Genomic DNA, 25,926 nt, shown 5'->3' on the forward strand with positions numbered 1-25,926 from the left:
GGCACCAGCCAGCGTATTGGCCGTAGCGGCGGCCATGGGGGTGGCTGTTGCCAGCTCCGCGGCAGAGGACGCCGCGACGCCACCCGCCTTCATACGCCAGGCGCTGCCCGAGGCCGCCCTGTGGGGCCAGGGGCAGATGCGCTTTCTCGGGCTGCGGATTTACGACGCCCGCCTGTGGGCAGGCCCTCGGTTCGAGGCGGCCGACTTTGGCGCTTACCCGCTGGCGCTGGAGCTGAACTACCACCGTGCCTTTACAGGCGCCGCCATCGCCCAGCGCTCCATCGAAGAGATCGAGCGCCAGGGTGAACTGACGCCCGCGCAGGCCCAGAGCTGGCAAAAGGCGCTGACCGCCGTGCTGCCCGACGTTCAGCCGGGTGATCGCCTCACGGGTCTGTACCAGCCCGGACAGGGCATGCGCCTGTGGCGCGGCCAGCAGCCGCTGGGCGCCATCGACGACGCCGAGCTGGCGCGCCGCTTCTTTGGTATCTGGCTGTCGCCGCGCACGTCCGAACCCAGCCTGCGCAGCGCCTTGCTGGCGCGCAAGCCAGGAGCCGGGCCATGACCCGCACCTTGCCATGGAATCCCTCGCAGGTGCTGCCCTGGCGCGCCGGGCTGGCCTATGGGCTACTGGGCCTGCCGCTGGCTTTTGCCGCGCTGCCGCTGTACGTGGTACTGCCGCATTACTACGCCAGCGATCTCGGCCTGCCGCTGGCCAGCCTGGGGGCGCTACTGCTGCTGGTACGGCTGATCGATGCGGGGGCTGAGCCGCTGCTGGGGCGCCTGAGCGACCGGTTGTACCGCCGCACGGTGCGGGCCGTGCTGTGCGTTGTGGCTGCCTCGGCGCTGCTCTTGGGCGGCGGCATGGCGGGGCTGTTTTTTCCGCCGGTGCAGGGGCCGACCGCCCTCGCGGCGTGGATGGTGGCGGGGCTTTTGTTCACCTGCCTGGCGCACAGTCTGCTGGTCATTGCCCACCAGGCTTGGGGGGTGCGCTTGGGGGGCGACACCGTACAGCGCAGCCGCATCGTGGCCTGGCGCGAGGGGCCGGGTCTGATCGGCGTGGTCACGGCCAGCGCGCTTTCGGTGGCCTGGGGCGCGGGCACTATGCTGGGTGTGTTCGCGCTGGCACTGCTGGCCGGCTGGCTGGCGCTGTGGCAGGCGCCGCGTCCGCCGTTTTCAACCCAGCCGCAGGAGGAGCAAGAGGGACGGGAGGCGCGCAATCGCCAGCTTTGGCAGCCGCTGACCCAGGCGTCCTTCCGCCGTCTGCTGGCGGTGTTTTTGTGCAATGGCATCGCCAGCGCCATACCGGCCGCGCTGATGCTGTTCTTCGCCCAGGACCGGCTGCTGGCCACGCCGCCACAGATTGCAGTGTTTCTGGTGCTGTACTTCGTCAGCGGTGCGCTGTCCATGCCCGGTTGGCTGCGGGTGGTGCGCCGCTTCGGGCTGGAGCGGGCGTGGCTGGCCGGCATGTTGCTGGCGGTGGCCTGCTTTGGCTGGGCCGCTGCGCTGCAGGGTGGGCAGGTGGTGGCCTTTGCCGTGATCTGCGTGCTGTCGGGTGCGGCGCTGGGCGCCGACCTGGCCGTTCCCGGCGCGCTGCTGGCCTTGCTGATCGAGCGCCACGGCGCGCAGGGCACGCACGACGGCGCCTACCTGGGCTGGTGGAACCTGGCCACCAAGCTCAATCTGGCGCTGGCCGCCGGGGCCACGCTGCCGCTCTTGCAATGGCTGGGCTACCTGCCGGGCAGCCAGGACCCGCTGGCACTGCAACGCCTGGCATGGACTTATGCGCTGCTGCCTTGCGCGCTCAAGCTGATGGCCGCCTGGCTGCTGCACCGGCTGTTGATCGCCTCTCGAAATCCGACCCAAGGAGTGACATCATGAACACACGCCGCCATGTCCTGTTTGCCCTGCTCGCGGGCTCAGCTGTACTTGCTGGCTGCGCCAGCCCCCAGGTGACCGACTACGTCAAGCAGCGCCCCAAGCTGGAGCTTGATCGTTATTTCAATGGCCGCCTCCACGCCTACGGGCTCTTTCAAAAGCGTGGCGGCGAAGTGGTGCGGCGTTTCACTGTGGTCATGGACTGCCACTGGGAAGGAAATCAGGGCGTCCTCGACGAGTCCTTTACGTATTCGGACGGTACGACCCAGCGCCGCGTCTGGCACCTGACCAAACTCGAAGGTGGCCGCTACACAGGGCGCGCGGGCGACGTGGTGGGCGAGGCCCAAGGGCAAGAGTCTGGCAACGCCTTCCGCTGGAACTACACGCTGCGTCTGCCGGTGGACGGCAAGGAGTACGACGTGCAGTTCGACGACTGGATGTTCCTGGTCGATGAGCGGGTGATGCTCAACCGCGCCACCATGAGCAAGTTTGGCATCACGCTGGGCGAGGTGCTGCTGTCCTTCACCAAGGACTAACGCCGTGTCCTTCAACCCTCCCATCACCGACTGGCGCGGCCGACGCGTGTGGATGATCGGCGCGTCCAGCGGCATTGGGCGCGCCGTGGCCTCCCTGCTGCACACACGTGGCGCGCAAGTGTGCGTGTCGGCGCGCCAGCAGGCATTGCTCGATGCCTTCGTGCGCGAGCACCCCGGCAGCCAGGCGCTGGCGGTCGATGTGACGGACGCGCAGGCCGTCGCCGGCGCGGCGCAGCAGCTGTTGGCGTCCGGCCCGCTGGACTTGGTCTGCTACTGCGCCGGCCACTACCGCCCCATGTCGGCTGGCGTGCTGGATTTGCCCGAGCTGTTGCAGCACCAGCGCGTCAACGTCACGGGCGCGCTGCAGGTGCTGACCGCCGTGGTGCCCGCATTACTCCAGGCGGCCGGCGCCGGGCGCACGCCACACCTGAGCCTGGTGGCCAGCGTGGCCGGTTGGCGCGCCTTGCCACAAAGCCTGGCGTACGGGCCCACCAAGGCGGCGCTGATCAATCTGGCGGAAAACCTGTTTCTTGATCTGCGCCCCCAGGGTGTGGGAGTGAGCCTGATCAACCCTGGGTTCGTCGACACCCCACTGACGGCGCAAAACCAGTTTTCCATGCCGGCACTCCTCACGCCGGAGCAGGCGGCGCTGGCCATCGCGCGCGGCTGGGAGCGGGGACAGTTCGAGGTGCACTTTCCCAAGCGCTTCACGGGTGTGCTCAAACTCATGCGCTGCCTGCCGTACCGCTGGTATTTCCCCCTGGTGCACCGTTTCACAGGGCTTTGAGCATGCAGACTTCACCCCCGCTTACTGGCAACGACACGCAGGCCACCGCGCAGACTGCCACCCAGAGGCTGATTGCGCTGTACGAGCAGCTCTCGCCCGCGCACCTGGCCACGCTGGACGCCTATTACGCACCCGATGCGCAATTCAAGGACCCATTCAACGACGTGCGCGGCGTGCCGGCCATCGCCCAGATTTTTGCGCACATGTTCGCCACGCTGGATCAGCCACGCTTCATCGTCACCCAGCACATCGTGCAGGGCGGCCAGGCCTTTCTGGGCTGGGAGTTCCGTTTTCGCATGCGCCGCTGGCGGCCGCAGGTGGAGCAATGCATCCACGGTGCCACCCTGGTGCGCTTTGACGCCACGGGCCGTGTGACGCTGCACCGCGACTACTGGGATGCCGCCCAGGAGCTGTACGAAAAACTGCCCGTGCTGGGCAGCCTGATGCGCTGGCTGCGCAAATCCGCCTCGGCTACTTCAACCACCAAGGTGTCCCATGCTCACCGTCCATCACCTTGAAACGTCGCGCTCGCAGCGCATCCTCTGGCTTCTTGAAGAGCTGGCCGTTCCCTATGACATCCGCCTCTACCGGCGCGACCCGGTGAGCCGACTGGCACCTGCGGCGCTGAAGAAAATCCATCCGCTGGGCAAGTCGCCCTTGGTGACCGATGACGATACCGTGGTGGCTGAATCAGGCGCCATCATCGAATACTTGGTGGAGCGCTTCGGCGCCCAGGCACCGATCGAACTGGCCCAGCTGGAGCCCGCTCGCGGCACATCCGAACATCGCCAGTGCCGCTTTTGGATGCACTACGCCGAGGGCTCGCTAATGAACTGGCTGGTGATGAAGCTGGTATTCGACACCATCCCGCGCCAGCCCATGCCGTTTTTTGTGCGCCCGATCGCCCGCGCCCTGTGCGGCAAAGTGCAGCAAGAACTCATTCACCCCAATGTGCAAACCGCCCTGGCCTTCATGGAGGCACACCTGGCGCAGCACCCGTGGTTTGCGGGCGAGTACCTGACCATGGCCGACTTTCAGATGAGCTTCGCCGTCGAAGCCGCCCTGGCGCGGGGCGGCAACCAAGCCGCATGGCCGCATCTGGTGGCCTATCGCCAGCGCATGCAAGCGCGGCCGGCCTACCAGCGCGCGCTGGACAAAGGCGGGCCGGTGCTGATGCAGGCATGAGGCACAACCACGATGACGGCCCCACCCCGCACAGACCAACGAGAGGCTTGTGTTATGGCCTCAACTGCCCTGGTCTGGCTGCGCCGCGACCTGCGCTGCGACGACCATGCCGCGCTGTACCACGCGCTGCGCCGCTATCCACGGGTGTACTGCGCCTTTGTCTTCGACACCGGCATCCTGGACGAACTGCCCAGCCGCCAGGATCGGCGCGTGGAGTTCATCCACGCCAGCCTGCTGGAGCTGCACCAGGGCCTGCAGCAGCTGGCCGCGCGCAGCGGCGCCCCCGGCGGCGGGCTGATCGTGCGCCATGGCCCGGCGCTGGAATGCATCGTGCAACTGGCCCAGGAGCTGGGAGTGCAGGAGGTGCTGGCCAACCGCGACTACGAGCCCCAGGCCATTGCACGCGACCAGAGCGTGGCCCAGGCCTTGCACGCGCTGGGCATCGCCTTCAGTGACTACAAGGATCAGGTGCTGCTGGACCGTGACGAAGTGCTGACCCAGCAGGGCCGGCCCTACAGCGTGTTCACGCCCTACAAGCGCGCATGGCTACAACGGCTGGACGATTTCCAGCTCAAACCCTACCCCGTCGATCGCTACGCCCACCACCTGGCGCCGCCGCCTGCGGATGAACGCCTGCCCACGCTGTCAGACCTGAGCTTTGGCCCAACCAATCTGCGCGAGTTGCCCTTGCCCTCAGGTATGAGCGGCGCGCAGCGGCTGCTGCAAGACTTTGTGCCGCGCATGGCGGCATACCAGGAAGCGCGCGACTACCCCGGCCGCAAGGGCGTGTCCTACCTGTCGGTGCACCTGCGCTTTGGCACCGTGTCCATCCGCCAGTTGGCGGCGCTGGCAGCAAAGCAGGCGGCCGAGGGCTGCGGGGGGGCGCAGACCTGGCTATCGGAGCTGGCCTGGCGCGACTTCTATTTCATGATCCTGTGGCACCACCCGCAGGTAGTCACTCAGTCGTTCAAGCCTGAGTACGACCGCGTGCAGTGGGACGAAGCGCCCGAGCTGTGGCAGGCCTGGTGCGAGGCGCGCACCGGCTACCCGCTGGTCGATGCCGCCATGCACCAGCTACTGCAAACCGGCTATATGCACAACCGCCTGCGCATGGTGGTGGCCAGCTTTTTGACCAAGGATTTGGGCATTGACTGGCGCCGCGGCGAGCGTTTTTTTGCCCAGCACCTGAACGACTACGACCTGGCCGCCAACAACGGCGGCTGGCAGTGGGCGGCGTCCACCGGGTGCGACGCACAGCCCTACTTCCGCATCTTCAACCCCATCACGCAGTCGCAGCGCTTTGATCCCGACGGCACGTTCATCCGCCGCTACCTGCCCGAGCTGGTCGGCGTGCCAGATGCACATATCCACTTTCCTGCCGCCATGAAGCCTGCCGCCTTGGCGGCCTGCGGCCTACGCCTGGGCGTGGACTACCCGGTGCCCGTCGTGGACCACGCGCGGGCGCGTCAGCGCACGCTGATGCGTTTTTCGCTTCTGCCAGAGAGTGAGATTTCATGAAGGCGCAGAACTATGGAATTACGTCACCTCCGTTACTTCTTGGCGGTTGCTGAGGAGCTCCACTTCGCCCGTGCTGCAGAACGGTTGCATATCGACCAGTCGCCCCTGTCCCGCGCCGTCAAGGAGCTGGAGGAGGAACTTGGAGCACGCCTGTTTGTTCGCACCACCCGCAACACTCAACTGACCCGTGCGGGGCGACTTTTCCTGGAACACGTTCCACGCGTCTTCGCCGCCATAGAGCAGGCACGCGATAGCGTCAGATCAGCAGCCAGCGGCTTTCAAGGCCAGCTGCGTATTGCCTTGTCCGACGGCATCACGCCATCGCGTCTGCCGGCATTACTGGCGCAATGCCGCGAGGACGCTCCGGAGGTTGAGGTACGGCTGTGCGAAGTGCCACTGGCCCAGCAGATAAAAGGCTTACAGGATGACCTGTACGACGCAGGTTTTTCGATGGCCGAAGACGCGGGCGACGGCATTGTGCTCACTCTGTTGATTCATTTCCAAATCTGGGCCATTTCGGGACGCGTTCACGTTGAAATCTGAGCCACGTTGCCGCTCTATCGTGCTGAATTTTTCAGCACGGGGGAGCAGGAGTGATCAACGTGAGCACATTGAGCAAGTTGCGCCGCCTCGTGCTGAGGCAGGACGTGTCGGTGCGCGAGGCCAGCCGCAGGCTGGGCATCTCGCGCAATACAGCCACCAAGTGGCTCAAAGACGGGCAGATGGCCGAACCCCGATACCCGCAGCGGGTGTCAGGCCCCAGCATCCTGGAACCGTACAAGGAACAGTTGGGCCAATGGCTCAAGGCCGATAGCCATCGCAGCAAACGCGATCGGCGCGGGATCAAGGCGATGTTTGAAGCGCTGCGGGCGCAGGGCTACAGCGGCAGTTGGGGGCCGGTGTACGCCTTTGCCCAGCGCTGGCAGCAAGAGCAAGGCAACGCGTCACGCGGCGCGGGGTTCGTGCCGCTGAGCTTCGAGTTGGGCGAGGCATTCCAGTTCGACTGGAGCTGCGAGTACCTCTTCATCGGCGGTCTGCGCCGCCGCCTGGAGGTGGCACACACCAAGCTGGCGGCCAGTCGCGCCTTCTGTCTGGTGGCCTACTACAGCCAGGCGCACGAGATGCTGTTCGATGCCCACGCACGGGCGTTCGCCCTCTTCGGTGGCGTGCCCCGCCGGGGCATCTACGACAACATGAAGACCGCGGTCGACAAGGTCGGCCAGGGCAAGCAGCGCAGCGTCAATGCGCGTTTCGAGGCCATGACCGGGCACTACCTGTTCGAGCCGGAGTTCTGTAACCGGGCCGCCGGCTGGGAGAAGGGCGTCGTCGAGAAGAACGTCCAGGACCGGCGCAAGGACATCTGGCGTGAGGCCAGTGAGCGGCGCTGGGGATCGCTTGACGAGATCAACGACTGGCTGGAGCAAGCCTGTGTGAAGGCCTGGGGCGAGATGAGTCACCCAGAGTGGGGGCACCTCACGGTGGCCGACGTCTGGCAGGACGAACGTGCACGCCTCATGCCCAACCCCCGGGCGTTTGATGGCTATGTGGAGCAGCCGGTGCGGGTCTCTGCCACTTCGTTGATCCACTTCCAGCGCAACCGCTACAGCGTGCCATGCGAGTGGATCCACGCGGTGGTCAGTCTGCGGGCCTACGCAGATGGCCTGCTGGTGGTCGGTCCCGATGGGCGACAGGTGCGCCTGCAGCGCAGCTTCGAGCGGGACCAGACGCTCTACGACTGGATGCACTACATCGCGCTGATCGAGCGCAAGCCCGGCGCGCTGCGCAACGGCGCGCCCTTCAAGACCATGCCCGAACCCCTGCAGGAGTTGCAGCGCCAGTTGCTGCGCCACAGCGGTGGCGACAGGGTGATGGCGCAGGTGCTCATGGGCGTGAGCCTGCATGGGCTCGAAGCCGTGCTTGTGGCGGTGGAGCTGGCACTGCAGTCGGGGCGGGTGAGTGCCGAGCACGTGCTCAACGTGCTCTCGCGCTTGCAGGAGCAGCGCATGCCTGAGCCACCGGTGGCCACCATGCTCACGCTCAACACGCCGCCACTGGCCAACCTGCAGCGCTACGACGCGCTGCGCAACGCCCAGCCTCAAGAGGCCTCACCGGAGTCCGAGCATGCATGACCTCATGGATGCCTTCAAGGCTCTGGGCTTGCACGGCATGGCCAGTGCCTGGCCGGAGGTGCTGGGCACTGCACGCATGAAGTCGCTGGATCACGAGGCCGTGCTGCACCAGCTCATCAAGGCAGAGACCGCGCAGCGCGAGGTGCGCTCCATGGCTTACCAGATGCGCGTGGCGCGCTTCCCATCGCACCGCGATCTCGCCGGCTTTGACTTCGCCCACGCGCAGCTCGATGAGGCGCTGGTGCGCCAATTGCACACCCTTCGCTTCGTGGAGTCGGCGCACAACGTGGTGCTGGTTGGTGGCCCCGGCACAGGCAAGACCCACCTGGCCACCAGCCTGGGGATCGAGGCGATCCGCATGCATGGCAAGCGGGTGCGCTTCTTCTCCACGGTGGAACTGGTCAACGCCCTGGAGCTGGAGAAGGCGCAGAGCAAGGCCGGGCAGTTGGCACACCGGCTGATGTACGTCGATCTGGTGATCCTGGATGAACTGGGCTATCTGCCGTTCACGCAGTCGGGCGGCGCCATGCTGTTCCACCTGCTCTCCAAGCTGTACGAGCGAACGAGCGTGGTGATCACCACCAACCTCACCTTCTCAGAATGGAGCAGCGTCTTTGGCGACGCCAAAATGACCACCGCCTTGCTCGACCGACTCACGCACCACTGCCACATCGTGGAGACAGGCAATGAGAGCTGGCGATTCAAGCATTCCAGTGCCGCTGGTGCGGCACCGCCAAAGCAACGCAACAAAGCTCAGAAAGGAGATCGAAAAGCAGCAGACCCGATAGACTTATCCACAACCGAGTAGCCAGAACATCCATCAACCCAGTGGCTCAGTATTCGACGTGATCACTGGCTCAGTTGTGCTGATGAATCAACAATACATGTGCATCTGGCCCACGTCCGCATGGGTCAGGCTGCCCAGCTTCAAGTCGATGATGACCAGGCAGCGAAGCCGCCGGTGGAAGAACAGCAGATCCACCCGATACCACGTCTGGTCGATGCGCAAGCGTCGCTGCCGTCCGACGAAGGTGAAGCCTTCGCCCAGCTCCAGCAGAAAGTCCTCCAGTCGCTGGATCAGGGCCGCTTCGAGGTCGGATTCCGAATACTCGTCCTTGAGGTTCAGGAACTCCAGCACATACGGGTCTTTGATCGCATCGTCCGGCCTGACGGCATCCTCCGGCCTGGGCGCAGCGCCCTTGACCAGCATCGCCGCCTTGTCCTTCGACAAGGCGGTGCGCTCGTAGAACTGGCTACCGATCTGCCGATCCAACTGGCGCACGCTCCAGCCGCCGCGCAGCGCCTCGGCCTCGTAGAAGCGGCGGGCGTGCTCGTCCTTGACCGACAGCAGCCGCACATAGGTCGACCACGGCAGCGTGAACACCTGCGCCAGCTCGCCCAAGGCCAATTTCCGAGACACTGTCTCGGATTTCTCGGCAGGCAGCCCGTCGCCAGATTTCCGAGACAGTGCCTCGGAAATCACCGGCCGGGGATAGGCGGCGAAGAACCGCCGCATGTTCTCCAGGTTGTCCGGGCTGAACCCGCGCCCGAAGCGCGCGGTCAGGTCGGCGGACAGCCGGGCAATCAACTGTTCACCGTACCCTGCGCGCCGCTTGCCCTGTTGCTCGGCCTCCACGATGCGGCGGCCAATCTCCCAATAGCTGGCCGTCATCAGCGCATTGACGCTGCGCGCCGCCGCCTGGCGGGCGGCATCGAGCAGTTCCACGATGCCGCCGTGGATGCCGGCGTAGCCGGCAGGCACGGCAGCGCCTCTTACTGCTTTGGGTGTCCGGGCGCTCATGCAGTGGTCTCCTGGGGCTGGCGTTGTCGCGCGCCCGTGATGGTCTGGCGCCGGGTCGCCACCAGCTCGGCCGCTTGGCGCACGGGATCGTCCTCGGTATGGACGTAGCGCATGAACATCGCCACGGTCTTGTGCGCCGTCAGCGCCATGCCGACCTTGAGGGGTACGCCCGAATTGGCAATGTCCGTCGCCGAGCGGTGGCGGATGCCGTGTGTGCCGACCTTTGGCACGCCGGCCCGGTCAAGGATGCGTCGCCACGCCTGATAATAGGAGTGGGGGCTTAGCGGCCTCTTGTGATCGAGGATCGCAGGGCAAACGTAGGGCGAATCGCCATAGTGGGGAGCACTCTCCAACAGGCGGCGAGCCTCGGCGCTCAATGGCTTGGACATATCGCCGGTCTTGCTGTCCGGCCAGACCACCCGGCCATTGGGCAGGTCGAGCCAATGCCACCGCAACAGCAGAACCTCCGACATGCGCGCCGCGAACTCGAATTGCAGGCGGACGGCCAGCAGGTGGATGGGATGCTCCAAGCCGTCGACCTCGGCCTTGTCCAGATAGGCGAACAGCTTGACCATCTGCTCGTCGGTAATGAGCCGAGTCGAACCCTTTTCGGGGTACTTGGGCACGTGGCGGCAGGGATTGGAGCCATCGGGCCGATAGCCCCACAGTTCGGCTAGGTTGAACATCTTTCGGACGAGCGACAGCACGCGGTTGGCCTGGGTGGGCGATTTCTCCATGCGCTTCATCAGCGCGGTGATGTCGTGGCGCGTGACCTCGTGAACCTTCTTGCTACCGAAGGCCGGGATGACGAAGCTGTCGATCTGGTACTGGTAGCCGGCCTGCGTGCTGGGCTTGTTGTGCGGCTTGGAGTGGTCGTCCATGAACCGGCCGCACAGTTCCTTGGCCGTCGGCGCCTTGCGGGCTTCGGCCTTGTCGAGTCCGGGGTCGCCCCCGCGCCGGACTTCGGCCAGCCAGTCTTGTGCCAGCGATCGGGCCTGTTCGACCGTCAGCTCGCCGAACTGGCCGAGTGCCGGCTTGCGCCGCACGCCGGAGTTCGTGCGGTACTGAACCATAAAGACCTTGCGGCCCGTTGGTGTTATCTTGCACAAGAAGCCCGGAACGAGCGTATCTCGGAGTTCCACGTCGCAGTTCTGCGCCTGCGCCGTGTCAACGACGGACTTGGTAAGTTTGATCTTCGCCATGAGGTGCTCCTGATAGGCCCCGATTCCAGGGGCCGGCTAGGGGCCAGGCGGAAGGGAACCGGGGCGGTTTGCATCGCGCACCGGGATATGATGGAAGGCATTAGCCTCGGGGAAAACCTGCTACAGCAAGCCTCATCCAATCCCAGCGTTAGCCCGGTGCGGATGCCATGCTCTGGCTTAAAATCCATAAATTCCCAAGTCATATGGTTTTCCCTGATGGATCTGCGCCAGATGCGTTACTTCGTGGCCGTGGCCACGACCCGCAACTTCACCCGCGCCGCCGAACAGATGCACATCGCGCAGCCGCCGCTGAGCCGCCAGATCCAGCAGCTGGAGGATGAGCTGGGCGTGCAGCTCATCCAGCGCAACAGCCGCCCGGTGCGCCTGACGGAGGCGGGGCGGCTGGTCTACGAGCAGGCGCTGCAGGTGCTGCACCGGGTGGAGCAGATGAAGAACGCCGCGCGCCAGGTGGGGAGCAACCACCGGCAGTCGATCTCGGTGGGGTATGTTGCCTCCACGCTGTACGGCGGGCTGCCGGTGATGGTGCGCATGCTGCGCCAGCGCTATCCGCATACCGACGTCCACCTCGTCGAGCTCGGCTCGATCCAGCAGATCCACGAGCTCAAGTCCGGCCGCATCGACCTGGGGTTCGGGCGCCTGCGAACCAATGACAGCTCCGTGTCGCGCACGGTGCTGAGCGAGGAAAGACTGGTGCTGGCCATGGCGCCCAGTTCGCCGCTGGCGGCCGAAAACCGCCGCATCAACCTGCAGACGGTCGCGGACCAGCGCCTGATCGTCTACCCCAAGGAGCCGCGCCCGAGCTATGCGGATCACGTCCTCGGCCTGCTGCACGACCAGGGCATACAGCCCGCCGAAATCCACGAGGTGCGCGAACTGCAGGCCGCGCTCGGCCTGGTCGCCGCCGAGATGGGCGTGTGCATCGTGCCCACAGCCGCACGGCTGCGCACGGACCTGGTCTACCGGCTCATCGACGACGAGCGGGCCACATCGCCCATCATCCTCAGCCACCGGCTCAACGACGACTCCTGGTACATCGCGGCCGTCAAGCAGCTGATCGCCGAGATGTATGCCCAGAACCCGCCCTTCATCTCACATCTTGGATCGCTGGAAGCCTGAGGAGATAGCTTCTCTTTTCATAGCTGCTAGCGCTTTCCAGATAAGCGCTTGAGCCATATTTCATCTAAATCCGCAGCGCGACCGCCTCGCGCGCCAGTTGCGTGATGCGCGCCCAGTCGCCCTGCGCCAGCGCGTCGCCCGGCACCAGCCACGAGCCACCCACACAGGCCACGTTGGGCAGCGCGAGGAAGTCCGCCGCATTGCCCGGCCCAATACCGCCCGTGGGGCAGAACACCACGTCGCCGAACGGCCCCTGCCAGGCTTTCAGCATGGCTGCGCCGCCCGCCTGCACCGCGGGAAAGAACTTGAGTGCGGAAAAGCCTTCCTCTTGCGCCGCCATGATCTCGCTGCCGGTGGCGGTGCCCGGCAGCAGCGGTAGACCCTGGTCGCGGCAGGCGCGGCCCAGGGCGGGCGTGAAGCCGGGGCTGACGGCGAAGCGCGCGCCCGCGCGGGCTGCGGCCTCGGCGTCGGCGGGGCTGCGCACCGTGCCGGCGCCGACCACGGCCTCGGACACCTCGACGGCGATGGCGCGCATGCAGTCGAGCGCCTCGGGGGTGCGCAGTGTGACCTCCAGCATGCGTATGCCGCCGGCCACCAGCGCGCGCGCCAGCGGCACGGCGTAGCGCACGTCGTGCAGCACGATGACCGGGATCACCGGCGCGTCGCGCATCACCTGAAGGGCGGTCAATGAAGTCACAGCCATGTGCATGCCCCCTCTTCCGCGCTGAGCGCATTGCGCCGGAACCCGGCAAACAGTTCGCGCCCCCAGCCGTGGGCGTTGTCCTCGTGCAAGCCGGGCGGCATGGCGGCGGGCTGGCGCGCCTGCCACTCTGCGGCATCGATCAACACGTCCAGCGTGCCGGCCACCGCGTCGAGCCGGATGGGGTCGCCGTCGCGCACGCGCGCCAGCGGGCCGCCGGCGTGTGCCTCGGGCGATGCGTGGATGGCGGCGGGCACCTTGCCCGACGCGCCGCTCATGCGGCCATCGGTCACCAGCGCCACCTTGTGCCCCTTGCCCTGCAGCACGGCCAGCGGAGGCGTGAGCTTGTGCAGCTCGGGCATGCCATTGGCCCGCGGGCCCTGCCAGCGCACCACGCAGACCACGTCCCGCTCTAGCTCGCCTGCCTGGAAGGCCTGCAGCAATTCGCCCTGGGAGGCGAACACCCGCGCCGGCGCCTCGACCACATGGTGGTCCCGCGGCACGGCGGAGACCTTGATCACGCTGCGCCCCAGGTTGCCCGACAGCAGCTTGAGCCCCCCCGTGGCGCTGAAGGGATCGGCCGCCGGGCGCAGCACGCTGTCGTCGCGCGACGCACCGACGTCGGCCCAGCGCAGACGCTGCCCGGCATCGCCCTCGGGCACGCGCGTGTATTCGCGGATGCCGCCGGGGCGCACGGTGAGCACGTCCTCGTGCATCAGGCCAGCGTCGAGCAGCTCGCGGATCACGTAGCCCGGGCCGCCAGCGGCCTGGAACCGGTTCACGTCCGCGCTGCCGTTGGGGTATACCCGCGCCAGCAGCGGCACGGCGGCGGACAGGGCAGAAAAGTCGTCCCAGTCGATCACGATGCCCGCGGCCCGGGCCACTGCCACCCAATGGATCAGGTGGTTGGTGGAGCCGCCCGTGGCCAGCAGCGCCACCATGGCGTTGACGATGGCGCGCTCGTCGACCACGCGCCCTATCGGCGGGCATGGCGCGCCGGCGCTGCCCAGCACGGTGCGCGCGGCCTCGCGCGTGAGTTCCTCGCGCAGCGCATGGCCTGGGTTCACGAAGGCCGTGCCCGGCACATGCAGGCCCATGGCCTCCAGCAGCATCTGGTTGCTGTTGGCCGTGCCATAGAAGGTACAGGTGCCCGGCGAGTGGTAGGCGGCCATCTCGGCCTGCAGCAGCTCGCCGCGCCCCACCAGGCCCTGCGCGGCCTGCTCGCGCACCTTGGCCTTGGCGCTGTTGGACAGACCCGAGGTCATGGGCCCCGCCGGCACGAATACCGTAGGCAGGTAGCCGAACTGCAGCGCACCCACCAGCAGCCCGGGCACGATCTTGTCGCACACGCCCAGCATCAGGGCCGCGTCGAACACGTCGTGGCTCAGCGCTACGGCCGTGGCCATGGCGATCACGTCGCGCGAGAACAGGCTCAGCTCCATGCCCGGCGTGCCCTGGGTCACGCCGTCGCACATGGCGGGCACGCCCCCCGCGACCTGGGCCGTGGCGCCGCACCTGCGGGCCTCGTCCTTGATGAGGCCGGGGTACGACGCCAGCGGCGCATGGGCCGAGAGCATGTCGTTGTAGGACGTGACGATGCCGATGTTGGGCGCCTTCTGGGCCACCACGCGCAGCTTGTCGCTGCCGGGCATGGCGGCGAAGGCATGGGCCACGTTGGCGCAGCCCAGGCGCGCGGCGCCGCGATCGCGGCGCGCATGGGATTCGAGTTGCTGCAGGTAGGCGTCGCGCGTTGCGGCGCTGCGCTGCCGGATGCGTTCGGTAACGGTGTGGACTGTTTCGTGCGATGACATTGCTGGGCCTGGGCTGGGCGGCTGGCGAAAGGCTTCCCCTGGAAACCCCTGTGCCGGGAACCGGCACGGGCATTGGCCAAGGCTGTATGGACAGGCGCCGCCGGCAGCCTGCCCCACCCGCTTGGCTTACTTGGCGTTACGCATCTGCTGGACGGCAGCGTTGACCTCGTCCCAGGTCTGCTGGCCTACGGACTTGGCGATGCCCGCGTTCACGCTGGCGAGTTTTTCGCGCATGCGGTTGGCTTCCTGAGCCGACAGCTCGTTCACCTGCATGCCCTTGCCCTTGAGGTCGGCCAGCGCCTTAGCGGCCTCCTCGCGCGTGTCCTTGCGCTCGAAGTCGCGGCTCTTGATGGCGGCGTCCTGCAGCACCTTCTTCTCGGCGGTGGACAGGCCGTCCCACCATTTCTTGCTCACCGTCACGATCCACGGGCTGTACACGTGATTGGTCACCGTGAGGTACTTCTGCACCTCGTAGAACTTGCTGGAGACGATGGTGTTGTAGGGGTTCTCCTGGCCATCGACGGCGCGGGTCTCCAGCGCGGTGAACAATTCGGAAAACGGCAGCGGAACGGCATTGGCGCCCAGGGCCTTGAAGCTGTCGAGGAACACATTGTTCTGCATCACGCGCAGCTTGATATCGTTCAGGTCTTCCAGCCTTGCCACCGGGCGCTTGCTGTTGGTGAGGTTGCGAAAGCCGTTCTCCCAATAGACCAGGCCCACCATGCCCTTGGCCTCCAGCTTGGCCTTGATCTTGTCGCCCACGGGGCCGTCGAGCACGGCGTCCGCCTCCTTCGCGCTGCTGAAGAGGAACGGCGTGTCCCACACGGCCATCTCGGGCACCAGGCCCACCAGCGTGGCGGTGGAGCCGACCATCATCTCCTGCGCGCCGCCGATCAGCGCCTGTTGCATCTGCGTGTCCGAGCCCAGCGAGGCGTTGCCGATGGCGCGCACCTTCATCTTGCCGCCGCTGGCCTTCTCCACCTCCTGCGCGAACATGCGGGCCGCGCGGCCCTGGTTGGAGTTGTCCACCAGGCCATAGCCGAAGCGCACGATGCGCGGCTTGAAATCCTGGGCCTGTGCGGCGCCGGCGGCGACGAGTGCGGCCACGAGGCCGGCGAGAGCAAAGCGGATACGCATGGAAAATCTCCTTCGGATGGTCAAGGGAAAAATGGTTGGAAGGCTCGGAAGCTGTCTCAGTGCATCCACCGCAGCGGCGCGGTGATGAGCGCGGGAAACAGCGTGAACAGGACGAGCAGCAGCACATACACCGCCAGGAAGGGCGTCGTGCCCTTGATCACGGTCTCCATGCGCAGCCGGCCCACGCCGGCCACCACGTTCTGCACCGTGCCCACGGGCGGGGTGATCAGGCCGATGCAGCCCACGTAGATGAACATGAAGCCGAAGTACACGGGGTCGATGCCCGCCCGCACGGCCAGCGGCGCGCACACGGGGCCGAAGATCAGGATGGTGGGCGTCAGGTCCATGGCCGTGCCCACCACCAGCAGGAACACCATCATCAGCGCCATGAACAGCACCGGGCTGCCCATCACGCCGGAAAAACTGTCGGCCAGCATGTTGGGCAGGTCGGCCAGGGTGATCATGTAGGCCGTCACGGTGGCGGCGCCGCACAGGAACATGACCACCGCCGTGGTCTTGCCCGCCGCAAGAAACACGCCGTACAGTTGCTGCCAGTTCAGCTCGCGGTACACGAACATGGACACCAGCAGCGCGTACACCGCAGCGACCACCGCGGCCTCGGTCGGCGTGAAGATGCCGCCGCGCAGGCCGCCCAGGATGATGACCGGCATCATCATGGCCCAGAAGCTCTTCGCCAGGGTCTTCATGCGCGGGCCCCAGGCCACGCGCTCCATGGCCGGCAGGCCGTGGCGGCGGGCGATCCACCACCAGGCGCCGATGAGGAAGAAGCCCATCATCAGCCCGGGCGCCACGCCCGAGAGGAACAGCTTGCTGATCGAGGTGTTGGTCGTCACTCCGTAGATCACGAACGGCATGGAGGGCGGAATGATGGGCGCGATGATGCCGCCCGATGCGAGCAGGCCCGCGCTGTAGCTCATGGGGTACTTCTGCTCGCGCATCATGGGCAGCAGGATGGTCGCCAGCGCCGCCGTGTCGGCGATGGCCGAGCCGCTCATGGACGCCAGCAGCACGGCCGCGCCGATCACCACGAAGCCCAGCCCGCCGCGGATATGCCCCACGAAGGCGCGCGCCAGGTCGATGATGCGGCGCGACAAGCCACCCGCGTTCATCAGTTCGCCGGCCAGGATGAAGAACGGCACGGCCAGCAACGGGAAGTTGTCGAAGCCGGCCTGAAGGTTCTGCGCCAGCAGCTGCGTGTCGAAGAAATCCAGGTGCCACATCAGGGCGACGCCCGTGAGCACCAGCGCATGGGCGATCGGCATGCCGATCACCATGCCGCCTATGAGCACCAGAAGGAAGATGGCGGTGACGATCATGATTGCCGGCCTATTCCACCGAAACGTCCGCGTCGCTGCCGTGCGCCAGCGGCTCGCCGCGGCTCAGGTCCACCACCACGCCCGCCAGCAGGCCCACCGCCAGCACCAGCGTGGCCGCGGCGCCCAGCGCCAGCGGGTAGCCCAGCACGGTGCTGTAGCTTTCCATACCCGCGATCACCTGCTCCCAGGAGCCCTTGAGCAGCAGCAGCATGCCGCCGGCCACCAGGGCCTGGCTGAACCAGAACAGCAGCTTGCGCGCCCGGCCCTTGAGGCGCGAGGTCAGCATGTCGAAGCCCAGATGCTTGCCCTCGAAGGCCGCGACGATGGTGCCCACCGCCACCAGCCAGACAAACAGCAGGCGCGAAATCTCCTCGTACGACACGATGCTGGTGGAAAACACGTAGCGCAGCACCACGTTGACGAACACGGCCACCACCATGCCGGCCAGCGCCAGCACCATGAAATGCTCGGCCAGGCGCTGCGGGAGCGGCTTGCGCGGCAGCGCCGCGGCGGAAGATGACGTATCGCTCATGCGTTGTCTCCAGTGAGGGAAGAAGAGGGGCGGGCGGCCAGACCATCGCCATGCAGCCAGTGGACGACGGCCTGCGCCAGTTCGGCCACGGGACGCGTGGCATCCAGCATCAGCACGCCCGGCTCGTCCTCGGGCGATTCCAGCGTGGCGAACTGGTCGGCCACCAATGCCGGCGAGAAGAAATGCCCCGCGCGCGACTGCACGCGCCCCAGCGCCTGGCCATAGTCCAACCCCAGGAACACGAAGCCCACGCGCGGATTGCCGGCGCGCAGGCGCTCGCGGTACTTGCGCCGCAGCGCCGAGCAGGTAAGCACCACGCCCGCCGCGCCCGGCCGAGGCTCAAGCAGCGCGGCCAGCCGGTCGAGCCAGCCGGCGCGATCGGCGTCGGTCAGGGGTACGCCGGCGCGCATCTTGGCGATGCTCTGCGGCGCATGGTAGGCATCGCCCTCGTGCAGCATCCAGCCCAAGGCCTGGGCACAAGCCTCGCCCACGCTGGACTTGCCACAGCCCGATACGCCCATCACGACGATGGCATTTGGTCTAAAGTTCAAGATAGCGCTATCTTTATGAGTTCAAAAAAATGGCCGCGCACGAGACAGCAGCCATCCACGCATATACCCTTCAATCCCGGAACAAGCTTTCCTCCACCTGGTTTCTGCCTGGATCACCCGTTCGATGGGTGGATATGGGTAAGAACGGATGAAAGATAGCGCTATCTTAAGAGACAATTCCTCCAGAAAACTCAGGAATAACCCTTGACCGCCAACCGACGTCAGCGCCGCTCCAGCGGTCGCATCACCTTGAACGACGTGGCCGGCGCCGCCGGCGTGAGCCCCATCACCGTGTCGCGCACCCTGCGCGGCGAGCGCAGCGTGGACCCGGTACTGGCGCAGCGCGTGCGCGAGGCAGCGGAACGCCTAGGCTACGTGCCTGACCCGGCGGCGCGCGCCCTGGCCTCGCAGCGCAGCACCCAGGTACTGGTGCTGGTGCCGCTGCTGTCCAACGCGCTGTTCGTGGACCTGCTGGAAGCGGTGCACCGCACGCTGTTTCCAGAGGGGTTCCAGCCGCTCATCGGCGTGACCCACTACGACAGCGCCGAGGAGGAATTGCTGCTGCGTACCTACCTGCCCCACCGCCCGGCGGGCCTGCTGGTGACGGGATTCGACCGGAGCGAGGCGGCGCGCCAGCTCATCGTGCGCAGCGGCGTGCCCTGCGTGCACCTCATGGAGACCAGCACCGCTCCGGGCGTGGCCTGCGTCGGCTTTTCGCAGCAGGCGGCGGGCGCGACCATCACGCGCCACCTGCTGGAACGCGGGCGCCGGCGCATCGCGTTCTGCGGCGCGCAATTGGACCCACGCGTACTGCAGCGCGCCGAAGGCTACCGGAGCACCCTGCGCGAGGCCGGCCTGTACGACCCGCGCCTGGAAATGCTAAGCCCCGAGCGTTCCTCGATAGCACTCGGCGCGCGCCTGTTCGAGGACATGGTGCAGCGCATGCCGGACATCGACGCCATCTTCTTCTGCAACGACGACATCGCCCAAGGCGGGCTGCTGGCGGCCAACCGGCTGCAGATAGCCGTGCCGGGGCGCATCGCCATCGCCGGCTTCAACGACCTGGCCGGCAGCGCCCAGATGGTGCCGCCACTGACCACCATACGCACGCCGCGCGGCGAAGTAGGCCAGGCCGGCGCCACCATGCTGCTGGGCCTGATGCGCGGCACGCTGGAGCAGCCGCAATGCATCGATCTGGATTACGAGCTCATCGTGCGCGAGAGCACCTAAAAAAATCCGCAGCCAGGGCTGCGGATTTCCATGGAGGCAAGAGCGTCAGTCCGCCGTGGCTTCCTCGGGCTCGGCCGGCTCCGACCTGGGCCCACGGTCCTTCTTGGGCAGCGGCTGGATGTCCAGCAGCACCTCGGAACTCTCCACGCCCTGCTCGTCCGTCTTGTGCTCGATATCCACGGTCAGGCGCCCGCCTTCCGTAAGACGGCCGAACAGCAGCTCGTCGGCCAGCGCCTTGCGGATCGTGTCCTGGATCAGGCGCTGCATGGGGCGCGCGCCCATGAGGGGATCGAAGCCCTTCTTGGCCAGGTGCTTGCGCAGCGCGTCGGTAAAGGTCACTTCCACCTTCTTCTCGGCGAGCTGCTGCTCCAGCTGCAGCAGGAACTTGTCCACCACGCGCAGGATGATCTGCTCGTCGAGCGGCTTGAAGCTCACGATGGCGTCCAGGCGGTTGCGGAACTCGGGCGTGAACAGGCGCTTGATGTCGCCCATCTCGTCGCCCGCCTGGCGCTGCGTCGTAAAGCCGATGGTGGCCTTGTTCATGGTCTCGGCGCCCGCGTTCGTCGTCATGATGATGATGACGTTGCGGAAGTCGGCCTTGCGCCCGTTGTTGTCCGTCAGCGTGCCGTGGTCCATGACCTGCAGCAGCACGTTGAAGATGTCCGGGTGCGCCTTCTCGATCTCGTCGAGCAGCAGCACGGCGTGCGGCTTCTTGGTGACGGCCTCGGTCAGCAGCCCCCCCTGGTCGAAGCCCACGTAGCCCGGGGGCGCGCCGATCAGGCGGCTCACGGCGTGGCGCTCCATGTACTCCGACATGTCGAAGCGGATCAGGTCCACGCCCATGATGTAGGCGAGCTGCTTGGCCGCCTCGGTCTTGCCCACGCCCGTGGGGCCGCTGAACAGGAACGAGCCGATCGGCTTGTCGCCCTTGCCCAGGCCCGAGCGCGCCATCTTGACGGCCGAGGCCAGCACCTCCAGCGCCTTGTCCTGGCCGAACACCACGCTCTTGAGGTCACGCTCCAGCGTCTGCAGCTTGCCGCGGTCGTCGTTGGAGACGTTCGCGGGCGGAATGCGCGCGATCTTCGCCACGATCTCCTCGATCTCGGTCTTGCCGATGGTCTTCTTGCGCTTGGAGGGCGTGAGGATGCGCTGCGCCGCGCCGGCCTCGTCGATCACGTCGATGGCCTTGTCGGGCAGATGCCGGTCGTTGATGTACTTGGCGCTCAGCTCGGCCGCTGCCTGCAGCGCGGCGGCGGCGTACTTGACGCTGTGGTGCTCCTCGAAGCGGCTCTTGAGGCCCTTCAGGATGTCCACCGTCTCGGCCACCGTGGGCTCGACCACGTCCACCTTCTGGAAGCGCCGCGACAGGGCCGCGTCCTTCTCGAAGATGCCGCGGTACTCGGTGAAGGTGGTCGCGCCGATGCACTTGAGCGCACCCGAGCTGAGGGCGGGCTTGAGCAGGTTGGAGGCGTCCAGCGTGCCGCCCGAGGCCGCACCCGCGCCGATCAGCGTGTGGATCTCGTCGATGAACAGGATGGCGTTGGGCTTGTCCTTGAGGCTCTTGAGCACGCCCTTGAGGCGCTGCTCGAAATCGCCGCGGTACTTGGTGCCCGCCAGCAGCGCGCCCATGTCGAGCGAGTACACCGTGGCCTCGGCCAGTATCTCGGGCACGTCGTTCTGCGTGATGCGCCAGGCCAGGCCCTCGGCGATGGCCGTCTTGCCCACGCCGGCCTCGCCGACCAGCAGCGGGTTGTTCTTGCGGCGGCGGCACAGGATCTGGATGGTGCGCTCGACCTCGTAGTTGCGGCCGATCAGCGGGTCGATCTTGCCGTCCCGGGCCGCCTGGTTGAGGTTCTGGGTGTACTGCTCCAGCGGCGAGGCCTTCTCGCTGCGCTCGCCCTGGCCGCCGTCCTCGGCCTCGGCCTGGCCCTCGGGCTTGGCGGGCTCGGGCGGCTCGCCCTTCTTGATGCCGTGGGCGATGTAGTTGACCACGTCCAGGCGCGTCACGCCCTGCTGGTGCAGGTAGTAGACGGCGTGCGAGTCCTTCTCGCCGAAGATGGCCACGAGCACGTTGGCACCCGTCACCTCCTTCTTGCCGTTGCCGGTGGACTGCACGTGCATGATGGCGCGCTGGATCACGCGCTGGAACCCGAGCGTGGGCTGGGTGTCCACCTCGTCCGTGCCCGCCACCTGGGGCGTGTTGTCCTTGATGAAATTGGTCAGCGATGCGCGCAGGTCGTCGATGTTGGCCGCGCAGGCGCGCAGCACCTCGGCTGCGCTGGGGTTATCGAGCAGTGCAAGCAGCAGGTGTTCCACGGTGATGAACTCGTGGCGCTGCTGACGGGCCTCGACGAAGGCCATGTGCAAGCTGACTTCCAGTTCCTGGGCAATCATGTGAGAACTCCTATGTGCTTGCGTGTGAAAGATGACTGTAGATCGGGGACAAAGTCCATTTATTCAACAGGCTCACTCACGCATTGCAGCGGGTGTCCGGCCCGGTGCGCCGCGTCGAGGACCTGCTCGACCTTGGTGGCCGCCACGTCGCGCGTATAGACGCCGCAGACGCCTTTTCCGTCCAGGTGGATCTTGAGCATGATCTGCGTGGCCGCCTCGCGGTCCTTGTTGAAGAACTCCTGCAGCACGACGACCACGAACTCCATGGGCGTGTAGTCGTCGTTGAGCATCACCACCTGGTACATCTGGGGCGGCTTGGTTTTCTGGGTCCGCCGCTCGAGCACGGCCGAACCGCCCTCGTCTCTCAAGGGAAGGCGTGGCGTCGGCGCGGGCGTAGGGGGTCTGGTTGCCATGTATTTCATTCTAGTCCGCCGGGCTCGGCTGCGGCAGATGCCTGAAACTGGTGCCGCAGCCGGCTTTTTCAAGCGTTTTCGTACACCACGCTCACGTTGTCGCTGCCCGCCTGCGCGCCCCAGGCGGCCAGGGCGGAATCGCTCGGGAAGAAGCGGCTGGCCTCGCCGAGCTGCAGTTCTGCGACGGCCGCCCCCGCATCGGCCTGGCAGCGCACGCCCATGCGCACGCGCAGGCCATGGGCCAGCACCTCGCCATGCTCCGTTTCCTCCCGGCGCGGGGGAAATTCCCGCACGATCGAGGCCACATCGGGCCTGGCGCCGTCCCGGGGCCCGACCAGCAGGTAGCGGCCAAAGCGCGCCCGCGCACCGGCCAGGTCCCAGACCTGCTGCACCTTCACGCGCAGCCCGCCACTGAAGTGGTCGAACTGCAGCCGCCCGCTCACGACCACGAGCTCGTCGTCCTTGAGCGCGCCGGCGCTCGCTGCGATCACCCCTTCGTCGGCCGAGGCCTCGATCACGCCCGACTTGTCGTCGAGCTTGAACAGCGCCAGCTTGCCGCGCTGCCCGGTGATCACGCGGCAGTCGCCCACGATGCCGGCGAGCACCTGGGTCTCGCGGCTGTCGGCCAGCTCGGCCATGGGCGTGCGCACGAAGCGGCGCACCTCCTGCTGCACCTCGTCGAACAAATGGCCCGACAGGTAGAAGCCCACCGCCGTCTTCTCCTGCATCAGGCGCTCCTTGATGCCCCAGGGCGTGGCCTCCACGAGGTCCGGCTCCTGGGTGCTCGAGCCTATGGCATCGTCGCCCATCATGTCGAACAGGCCGCCCTGGTTGGCATTGGCGAGCTGGGCGTTGGCGAAATCGAACGCCCGGTCGATGGAGGCCACGAGCGCCGCGCGGTTCAGGTGCAGCGCGTCGAACGCGCCGGCCTTGATGAGCGCCTCCACCGTGCGCTTGTTGATGCGCGAGCGGTCCACGCGCACGCAGAAGTCGAACAGGCTCTTGAACGGCCCGCGCGTGCCGCCCTGCGGGCCCACGCCCTGCCCTTCGCGCGCGGCGACGATGGCCTCGATGGCCTGCTGGCCCGTGCCCTTGACGGCACCCAGGCCGTAGCGGATGACCTTGTCCGTCACCGGCTCGAAGCGGTAGTTGCCGCGGTTGATGTCCGGCGGCTCGAAGGTGATGCCGAAGTGCTTGACCGCATCCTCGTACAGCACCTTGAGCTTGTCGGTGTCGTCCATTTCCACGGTCATGTTCGCGCAGTAGAACTCGGCCGTGTAGTGCACCTTGAGCCAGCCCGTGTGGTAGGCCAGCAGCGAGTAGGCGGCGGCGTGCGACTTGTTGAAGCCGTAGCCCGCGAACTTCTCCATCAGGTCGAAGACCTCGTCGGCCTTGTCCTGGCTGATGCCCTTCTCGGCCGCGCCCTTGCGGAAGATGAGGCGGTGCTCGGCCATCTCCTCGGGCTTTTTCTTGCCCATCGCGCGGCGCAGCATGTCGGCGCCGCCGAGCGAGTAGCCGCCCAGCACCTGCGCCGTCTGCATCACCTGCTCCTGGTAGACCATGATGCCGTAGGTCTCGGCCAGCACAGGCTCCACCAGCGGATGCGGGTACTCCACCGGCTCCTTGCCGTGCTTACGGTTCACGAAGGTGGGGATCAGGTCCATTGGCCCCGGGCGATAGAGCGCGTTCAGGGCGATCAGGTCTTCCAGGCGGCTCGGACGCGCTTCCTTGAGCATGCCCTGCATGCCGCGCGATTCGAACTGGAACACGGCCTCGGTCATGCCGTCGGCAAAGAGGCGGTAGGTAGGTGCGTCGTCGAGCGGCACGTTCTCGAACGCGAAGTTCTCCTGCCCTTTGTGCCGCGCGCGGATGAAGTCGCGCGCGATCTCCAGGATGGTGAGCGTGGCCAGGCCCAGGAAGTCGAACTTGACGAGGCCAATGGCCTCCACGTCGTCCTTGTCGTACTGGCTCACGGCCGACTCACTGCCGGGCTGCTGGTACAGCGGGCAGAAGTCGGTGAGCTTGCCCGGCGCGATCAGCACCCCACCCGCGTGCATGCCGATGTTACGCGTCATGCCTTCGAGCTGCTGCGCCATCTCGATGATGGTGCGCACGTCCTCCTCCTTGCGCACGCGCTCGTAGAGCATGGGCTCCAGCTCCAGGGCGTAGTTGTTCTTGTCGCCCTCCTTCTTAGGTTCGGGCGGGTAGGCCAGGGTGTAAGTCTGGCCGGGCTTGCCGGGCACGAGCTTCGAGATGCCGTCGCAGAAGGTGTAGCTCATGTCCATCACGCGGCCCACGTCGCGGATGGCGGCCTTGGCGGCCATGGTGCCGAAGGTGGCGATCTGGCTCACGGCGTCCTTGCCGTACTTCTCCTTCACGTAATCGATCACGCGGTCGCGGTTGGCCTGGCAGAAGTCGATGTCGAAGTCGGGCATGGACACCCGCTCGGGGTTCAGGAAGCGCTCGAACAGCAGGTTGTACTGCAGCGGGTCCAGGTCGGTGATCTTGAGCGCGTAGGCCACGAGCGAGCCCGCACCCGAGCCCCGGCCCGGCCCCACGGGGCAGCCGTTGTTCTTGGCCCACTGGATAAAGTCGCCCACGATGAGGAAGTAGCCCGGGAAGCCCATCTTGAGAATGGTGCCGAGCTCGAACTCCAGCCGTTCCTCGTAGCGCAGGCGCTGTCTTTCGCGCTCGGCCTCGTCGGGGAACAGGTGCAGCAGCCGCTCCTTGAGCCCGTCGTAGGAGGCGACCCGGAAGTACTCCTCGATCGCCATGCCGCCCGGCGTGGGAAAGTCCGGCAGCTGCGGCTTGCCCAGCACCAGCGTGAGGTTGCAACGCTTGGCGATCTCCAGCGTGTTGGCGATGGCCGAGGGTACGTCGGCGAACAGCGCCTGCATCTCCGCGCCGCTCTTGAAATACTGCTCCCGGGTGAAGCGGCGCACGCGCCGCGGGTTGGCCAGGATCTCGCCCTCGGCGATGCACACGCGCGCCTCGTGCGCCTCGTAGCCATCGGCCGTGGCGAACTGCACGGGATGCGTGGCCACCACCGGCAGCTGCAGCCGGGCGGCAAGCTGGACGGCCGTGGTGACATGGGCCTCGTCGTCGGCGCGGCCTGCGCGCTGTATCTCGATGTAAAAGCGGTGTGGGAAGATGCCCGCGAGCCGCAAAGCCACGGCCGCGGCGCCGTCGTCGTCGCCCTTCATGAGGGCCTGCCCCACCGGCCCCGCCTGCGCGCCGGCCAGCACGATCAGGCCCTCGTTGAGCTCCGCGAGCCAGTCCCAGGTGCACAGCGGCAGGTTCTTGACGACGTTGCGCGTCCAGGCGCGCGTCAGCAATTCGGACAAGTTGAGGTAGCCCTGGCGGTTCTGCACCAGCAGCACCATGCGCGAGGGCGGCGCGCCCGCATCGCCTTCCAGGCAGACCTCCGCGCCCACGATGGGCTTGACTCCCTTGCCCCGCCCCTCCTTGTAGAACTTGACCGCCCCGAAGAGGTTGTTCAGGTCGGTAACGGCCAGCGCGGGCTGGCCATCCTTGGCAGCGGCCTTGACGGCCTCGTCGATGCGGGTGGTTCCGTCCACGACGGAAAATTCGGTGTGCAGGCGCAGGTGGACAAACATCCCGGCATTGTAGGAATGCGGGATCGGGGTCTGC

At 66.7% G+C, this 25,926-nt stretch carries 22 protein-coding genes and 1 pseudogene; 12 read left to right on the forward strand and 11 right to left on the reverse strand.

The annotated features are described in order from the left end of the window. The first annotated feature begins 34 nt into the window (after window positions 1-34). The 10 genes from ALIDE2_RS14895 to istB are packed head-to-tail and all read left to right on the forward strand — an operon-like array spanning window position 35 to window position 8,838. A complete protein-coding gene (locus ALIDE2_RS14895; protein ID WP_013722471.1) occupies window positions 35-562 on the forward strand; it encodes a chalcone isomerase family protein in 528 nt (175 codons plus the stop codon). Then, the gene (locus ALIDE2_RS14900; protein ID WP_013722472.1) at window positions 559-1,878 is read left to right on the forward strand and encodes an MFS transporter; all 1,320 of its coding nucleotides are present in this window, start codon (window positions 559-561) and stop codon (window positions 1,876-1,878) included. Before ALIDE2_RS14895 ends, ALIDE2_RS14900 begins: the two co-directional genes overlap by 4 nt. Next, entirely contained in the window at window positions 1,875-2,411 is a 537-nt protein-coding gene (locus ALIDE2_RS14905) for a DUF3833 domain-containing protein (protein WP_013722473.1), read from the forward strand. Before ALIDE2_RS14900 ends, ALIDE2_RS14905 begins: the two co-directional genes overlap by 4 nt. 4 nt (window positions 2,412-2,415) lie before the next feature. Beyond that, window positions 2,416-3,198: an SDR family NAD(P)-dependent oxidoreductase gene (locus tag ALIDE2_RS14910; protein ID WP_013722474.1), complete on the forward strand. Its 783-nt coding sequence runs from the start codon at window positions 2,416-2,418 to the stop codon at window positions 3,196-3,198. A gap of 2 nt (window positions 3,199-3,200) precedes the next feature. Then, window positions 3,201-3,716, forward strand: a complete 516-nt coding sequence (locus ALIDE2_RS14915) for a nuclear transport factor 2 family protein (protein ID WP_013722475.1) — start codon at window positions 3,201-3,203, stop codon at window positions 3,714-3,716. After that, entirely contained in the window at window positions 3,694-4,383 is a 690-nt protein-coding gene (locus ALIDE2_RS14920; RefSeq protein WP_013722476.1) for a glutathione S-transferase family protein, read from the forward strand. The genes ALIDE2_RS14915 and ALIDE2_RS14920 overlap by 23 nt, the downstream gene beginning before the upstream one ends. A gap of 54 nt (window positions 4,384-4,437) precedes the next feature. Further along, entirely contained in the window at window positions 4,438-5,901 is a 1,464-nt protein-coding gene (locus tag ALIDE2_RS14925) for a cryptochrome/photolyase family protein (RefSeq protein ID WP_013722477.1), read from the forward strand. Between the two features lie 12 nt (window positions 5,902-5,913). Next, a complete protein-coding gene (locus tag ALIDE2_RS14930) occupies window positions 5,914-6,444 on the forward strand; it encodes a LysR family transcriptional regulator (RefSeq protein WP_013722478.1) in 531 nt (176 codons plus the stop codon). Between the two features lie 59 nt (window positions 6,445-6,503). Further along, window positions 6,504-8,030 (forward strand): IS21 family transposase, encoded by a 1,527-nt coding sequence (istA, locus tag ALIDE2_RS14935; RefSeq protein WP_013722479.1) that lies wholly within the window; start codon window positions 6,504-6,506, stop codon window positions 8,028-8,030. Further along, a complete protein-coding gene (istB, locus tag ALIDE2_RS14940; RefSeq protein WP_013721199.1) occupies window positions 8,023-8,838 on the forward strand; it encodes an IS21-like element helper ATPase IstB in 816 nt (271 codons plus the stop codon). Before istA ends, istB begins: the two co-directional genes overlap by 8 nt. 69 nt (window positions 8,839-8,907) lie before the next feature. On the opposite strand, the pseudogene ALIDE2_RS14945 reads toward istB, so the two are convergent. Continuing rightward, window positions 8,908-9,831: pseudogene (locus ALIDE2_RS14945) on the reverse strand (PDDEXK nuclease domain-containing protein); the annotation flags it as partial. Continuing rightward, the gene (locus tag ALIDE2_RS14950) at window positions 9,828-11,033 is read right to left on the reverse strand and encodes a tyrosine-type recombinase/integrase (protein WP_013722481.1); all 1,206 of its coding nucleotides are present in this window, start codon (window positions 11,031-11,033) and stop codon (window positions 9,828-9,830) included. The gene ALIDE2_RS14950 and the pseudogene ALIDE2_RS14945, both read right to left, overlap by 4 nt. Before the next feature lie 216 nt (window positions 11,034-11,249). On the opposite strand from ALIDE2_RS14950, the gene ALIDE2_RS14955 reads away from it, so the two are divergent. Continuing rightward, on the forward strand, window positions 11,250-12,170 hold the full coding sequence (locus ALIDE2_RS14955) for a LysR family transcriptional regulator (RefSeq protein WP_041701001.1): 921 nt from the start codon (window positions 11,250-11,252) through the stop codon (window positions 12,168-12,170). Between the two features lie 64 nt (window positions 12,171-12,234). Here ALIDE2_RS14955 and eda read toward each other — a convergent pair whose 3' ends face one another. The 6 genes from eda to ALIDE2_RS14985 form a co-directional block, all read right to left on the reverse strand. Continuing rightward, window positions 12,235-12,873: a bifunctional 4-hydroxy-2-oxoglutarate aldolase/2-dehydro-3-deoxy-phosphogluconate aldolase gene (gene eda, locus ALIDE2_RS14960; protein WP_013722483.1), complete on the reverse strand. Its 639-nt coding sequence runs from the start codon at window positions 12,871-12,873 to the stop codon at window positions 12,235-12,237. Then, entirely contained in the window at window positions 12,864-14,681 is a 1,818-nt protein-coding gene (edd, locus tag ALIDE2_RS14965) for a phosphogluconate dehydratase (RefSeq protein ID WP_013722484.1), read from the reverse strand. The genes eda and edd overlap by 10 nt, the downstream gene beginning before the upstream one ends. Before the next feature lie 126 nt (window positions 14,682-14,807). Further along, complete coding sequence (locus tag ALIDE2_RS14970; protein WP_013722485.1) at window positions 14,808-15,818, reverse strand: TRAP transporter substrate-binding protein; 1,011 nt, start codon at window positions 15,816-15,818, stop codon at window positions 14,808-14,810. A 56-nt stretch (window positions 15,819-15,874) separates the two neighbouring features. Beyond that, window positions 15,875-17,155, reverse strand: a complete 1,281-nt coding sequence (locus ALIDE2_RS14975; protein WP_013519477.1) for a TRAP transporter large permease — start codon at window positions 17,153-17,155, stop codon at window positions 15,875-15,877. Between the two features lie 10 nt (window positions 17,156-17,165). Next, window positions 17,166-17,687 (reverse strand): TRAP transporter small permease, encoded by a 522-nt coding sequence (locus tag ALIDE2_RS14980; RefSeq protein WP_013519478.1) that lies wholly within the window; start codon window positions 17,685-17,687, stop codon window positions 17,166-17,168. Beyond that, window positions 17,684-18,208: a gluconokinase gene (locus ALIDE2_RS14985; RefSeq protein WP_041701008.1), complete on the reverse strand. Its 525-nt coding sequence runs from the start codon at window positions 18,206-18,208 to the stop codon at window positions 17,684-17,686. Before ALIDE2_RS14985 ends, ALIDE2_RS14980 begins: the two co-directional genes overlap by 4 nt. A 234-nt stretch (window positions 18,209-18,442) precedes the next feature. Here ALIDE2_RS14985 and gntR point away from each other — a divergent pair, with 234 nt between their 5' ends. Next, entirely contained in the window at window positions 18,443-19,468 is a 1,026-nt protein-coding gene (gntR, locus tag ALIDE2_RS14990) for an HTH-type transcriptional regulator GntR (RefSeq protein ID WP_013519480.1), read from the forward strand. Window positions 19,469-19,513: 45 nt separating this feature from the next. Here the strand turns inward: gntR and clpA are convergent, their stop codons facing one another. From clpA to dnaE, 3 genes are read right to left on the reverse strand one after another with little or no spacing between them, the layout of a single operon-like run. Beyond that, window positions 19,514-21,862 carry an ATP-dependent Clp protease ATP-binding subunit ClpA gene (gene clpA, locus ALIDE2_RS14995; protein WP_013519481.1) on the reverse strand — a complete coding sequence of 783 codons (2,349 nt, stop codon included), beginning with the start codon at window positions 21,860-21,862 and terminating at the stop codon, window positions 19,514-19,516. A gap of 59 nt (window positions 21,863-21,921) precedes the next feature. Continuing rightward, window positions 21,922-22,284 carry an ATP-dependent Clp protease adapter ClpS gene (gene clpS / locus ALIDE2_RS15000; protein WP_013722486.1) on the reverse strand — a complete coding sequence of 121 codons (363 nt, stop codon included), beginning with the start codon at window positions 22,282-22,284 and terminating at the stop codon, window positions 21,922-21,924. Between the two features lie 59 nt (window positions 22,285-22,343). Beyond that, window positions 22,344-25,892 carry a DNA polymerase III subunit alpha gene (gene dnaE, locus ALIDE2_RS15005; RefSeq protein WP_013722487.1) on the reverse strand — a complete coding sequence of 1,183 codons (3,549 nt, stop codon included), beginning with the start codon at window positions 25,890-25,892 and terminating at the stop codon, window positions 22,344-22,346. Between the last annotated feature and the right edge of the window lie 34 nt (window positions 25,893-25,926).

Source organism: Alicycliphilus denitrificans K601 (assembly GCF_000204645.1).
GTDB classification, from domain to species: domain Bacteria; phylum Pseudomonadota; class Gammaproteobacteria; order Burkholderiales; family Burkholderiaceae_C; genus Alicycliphilus; species Alicycliphilus denitrificans.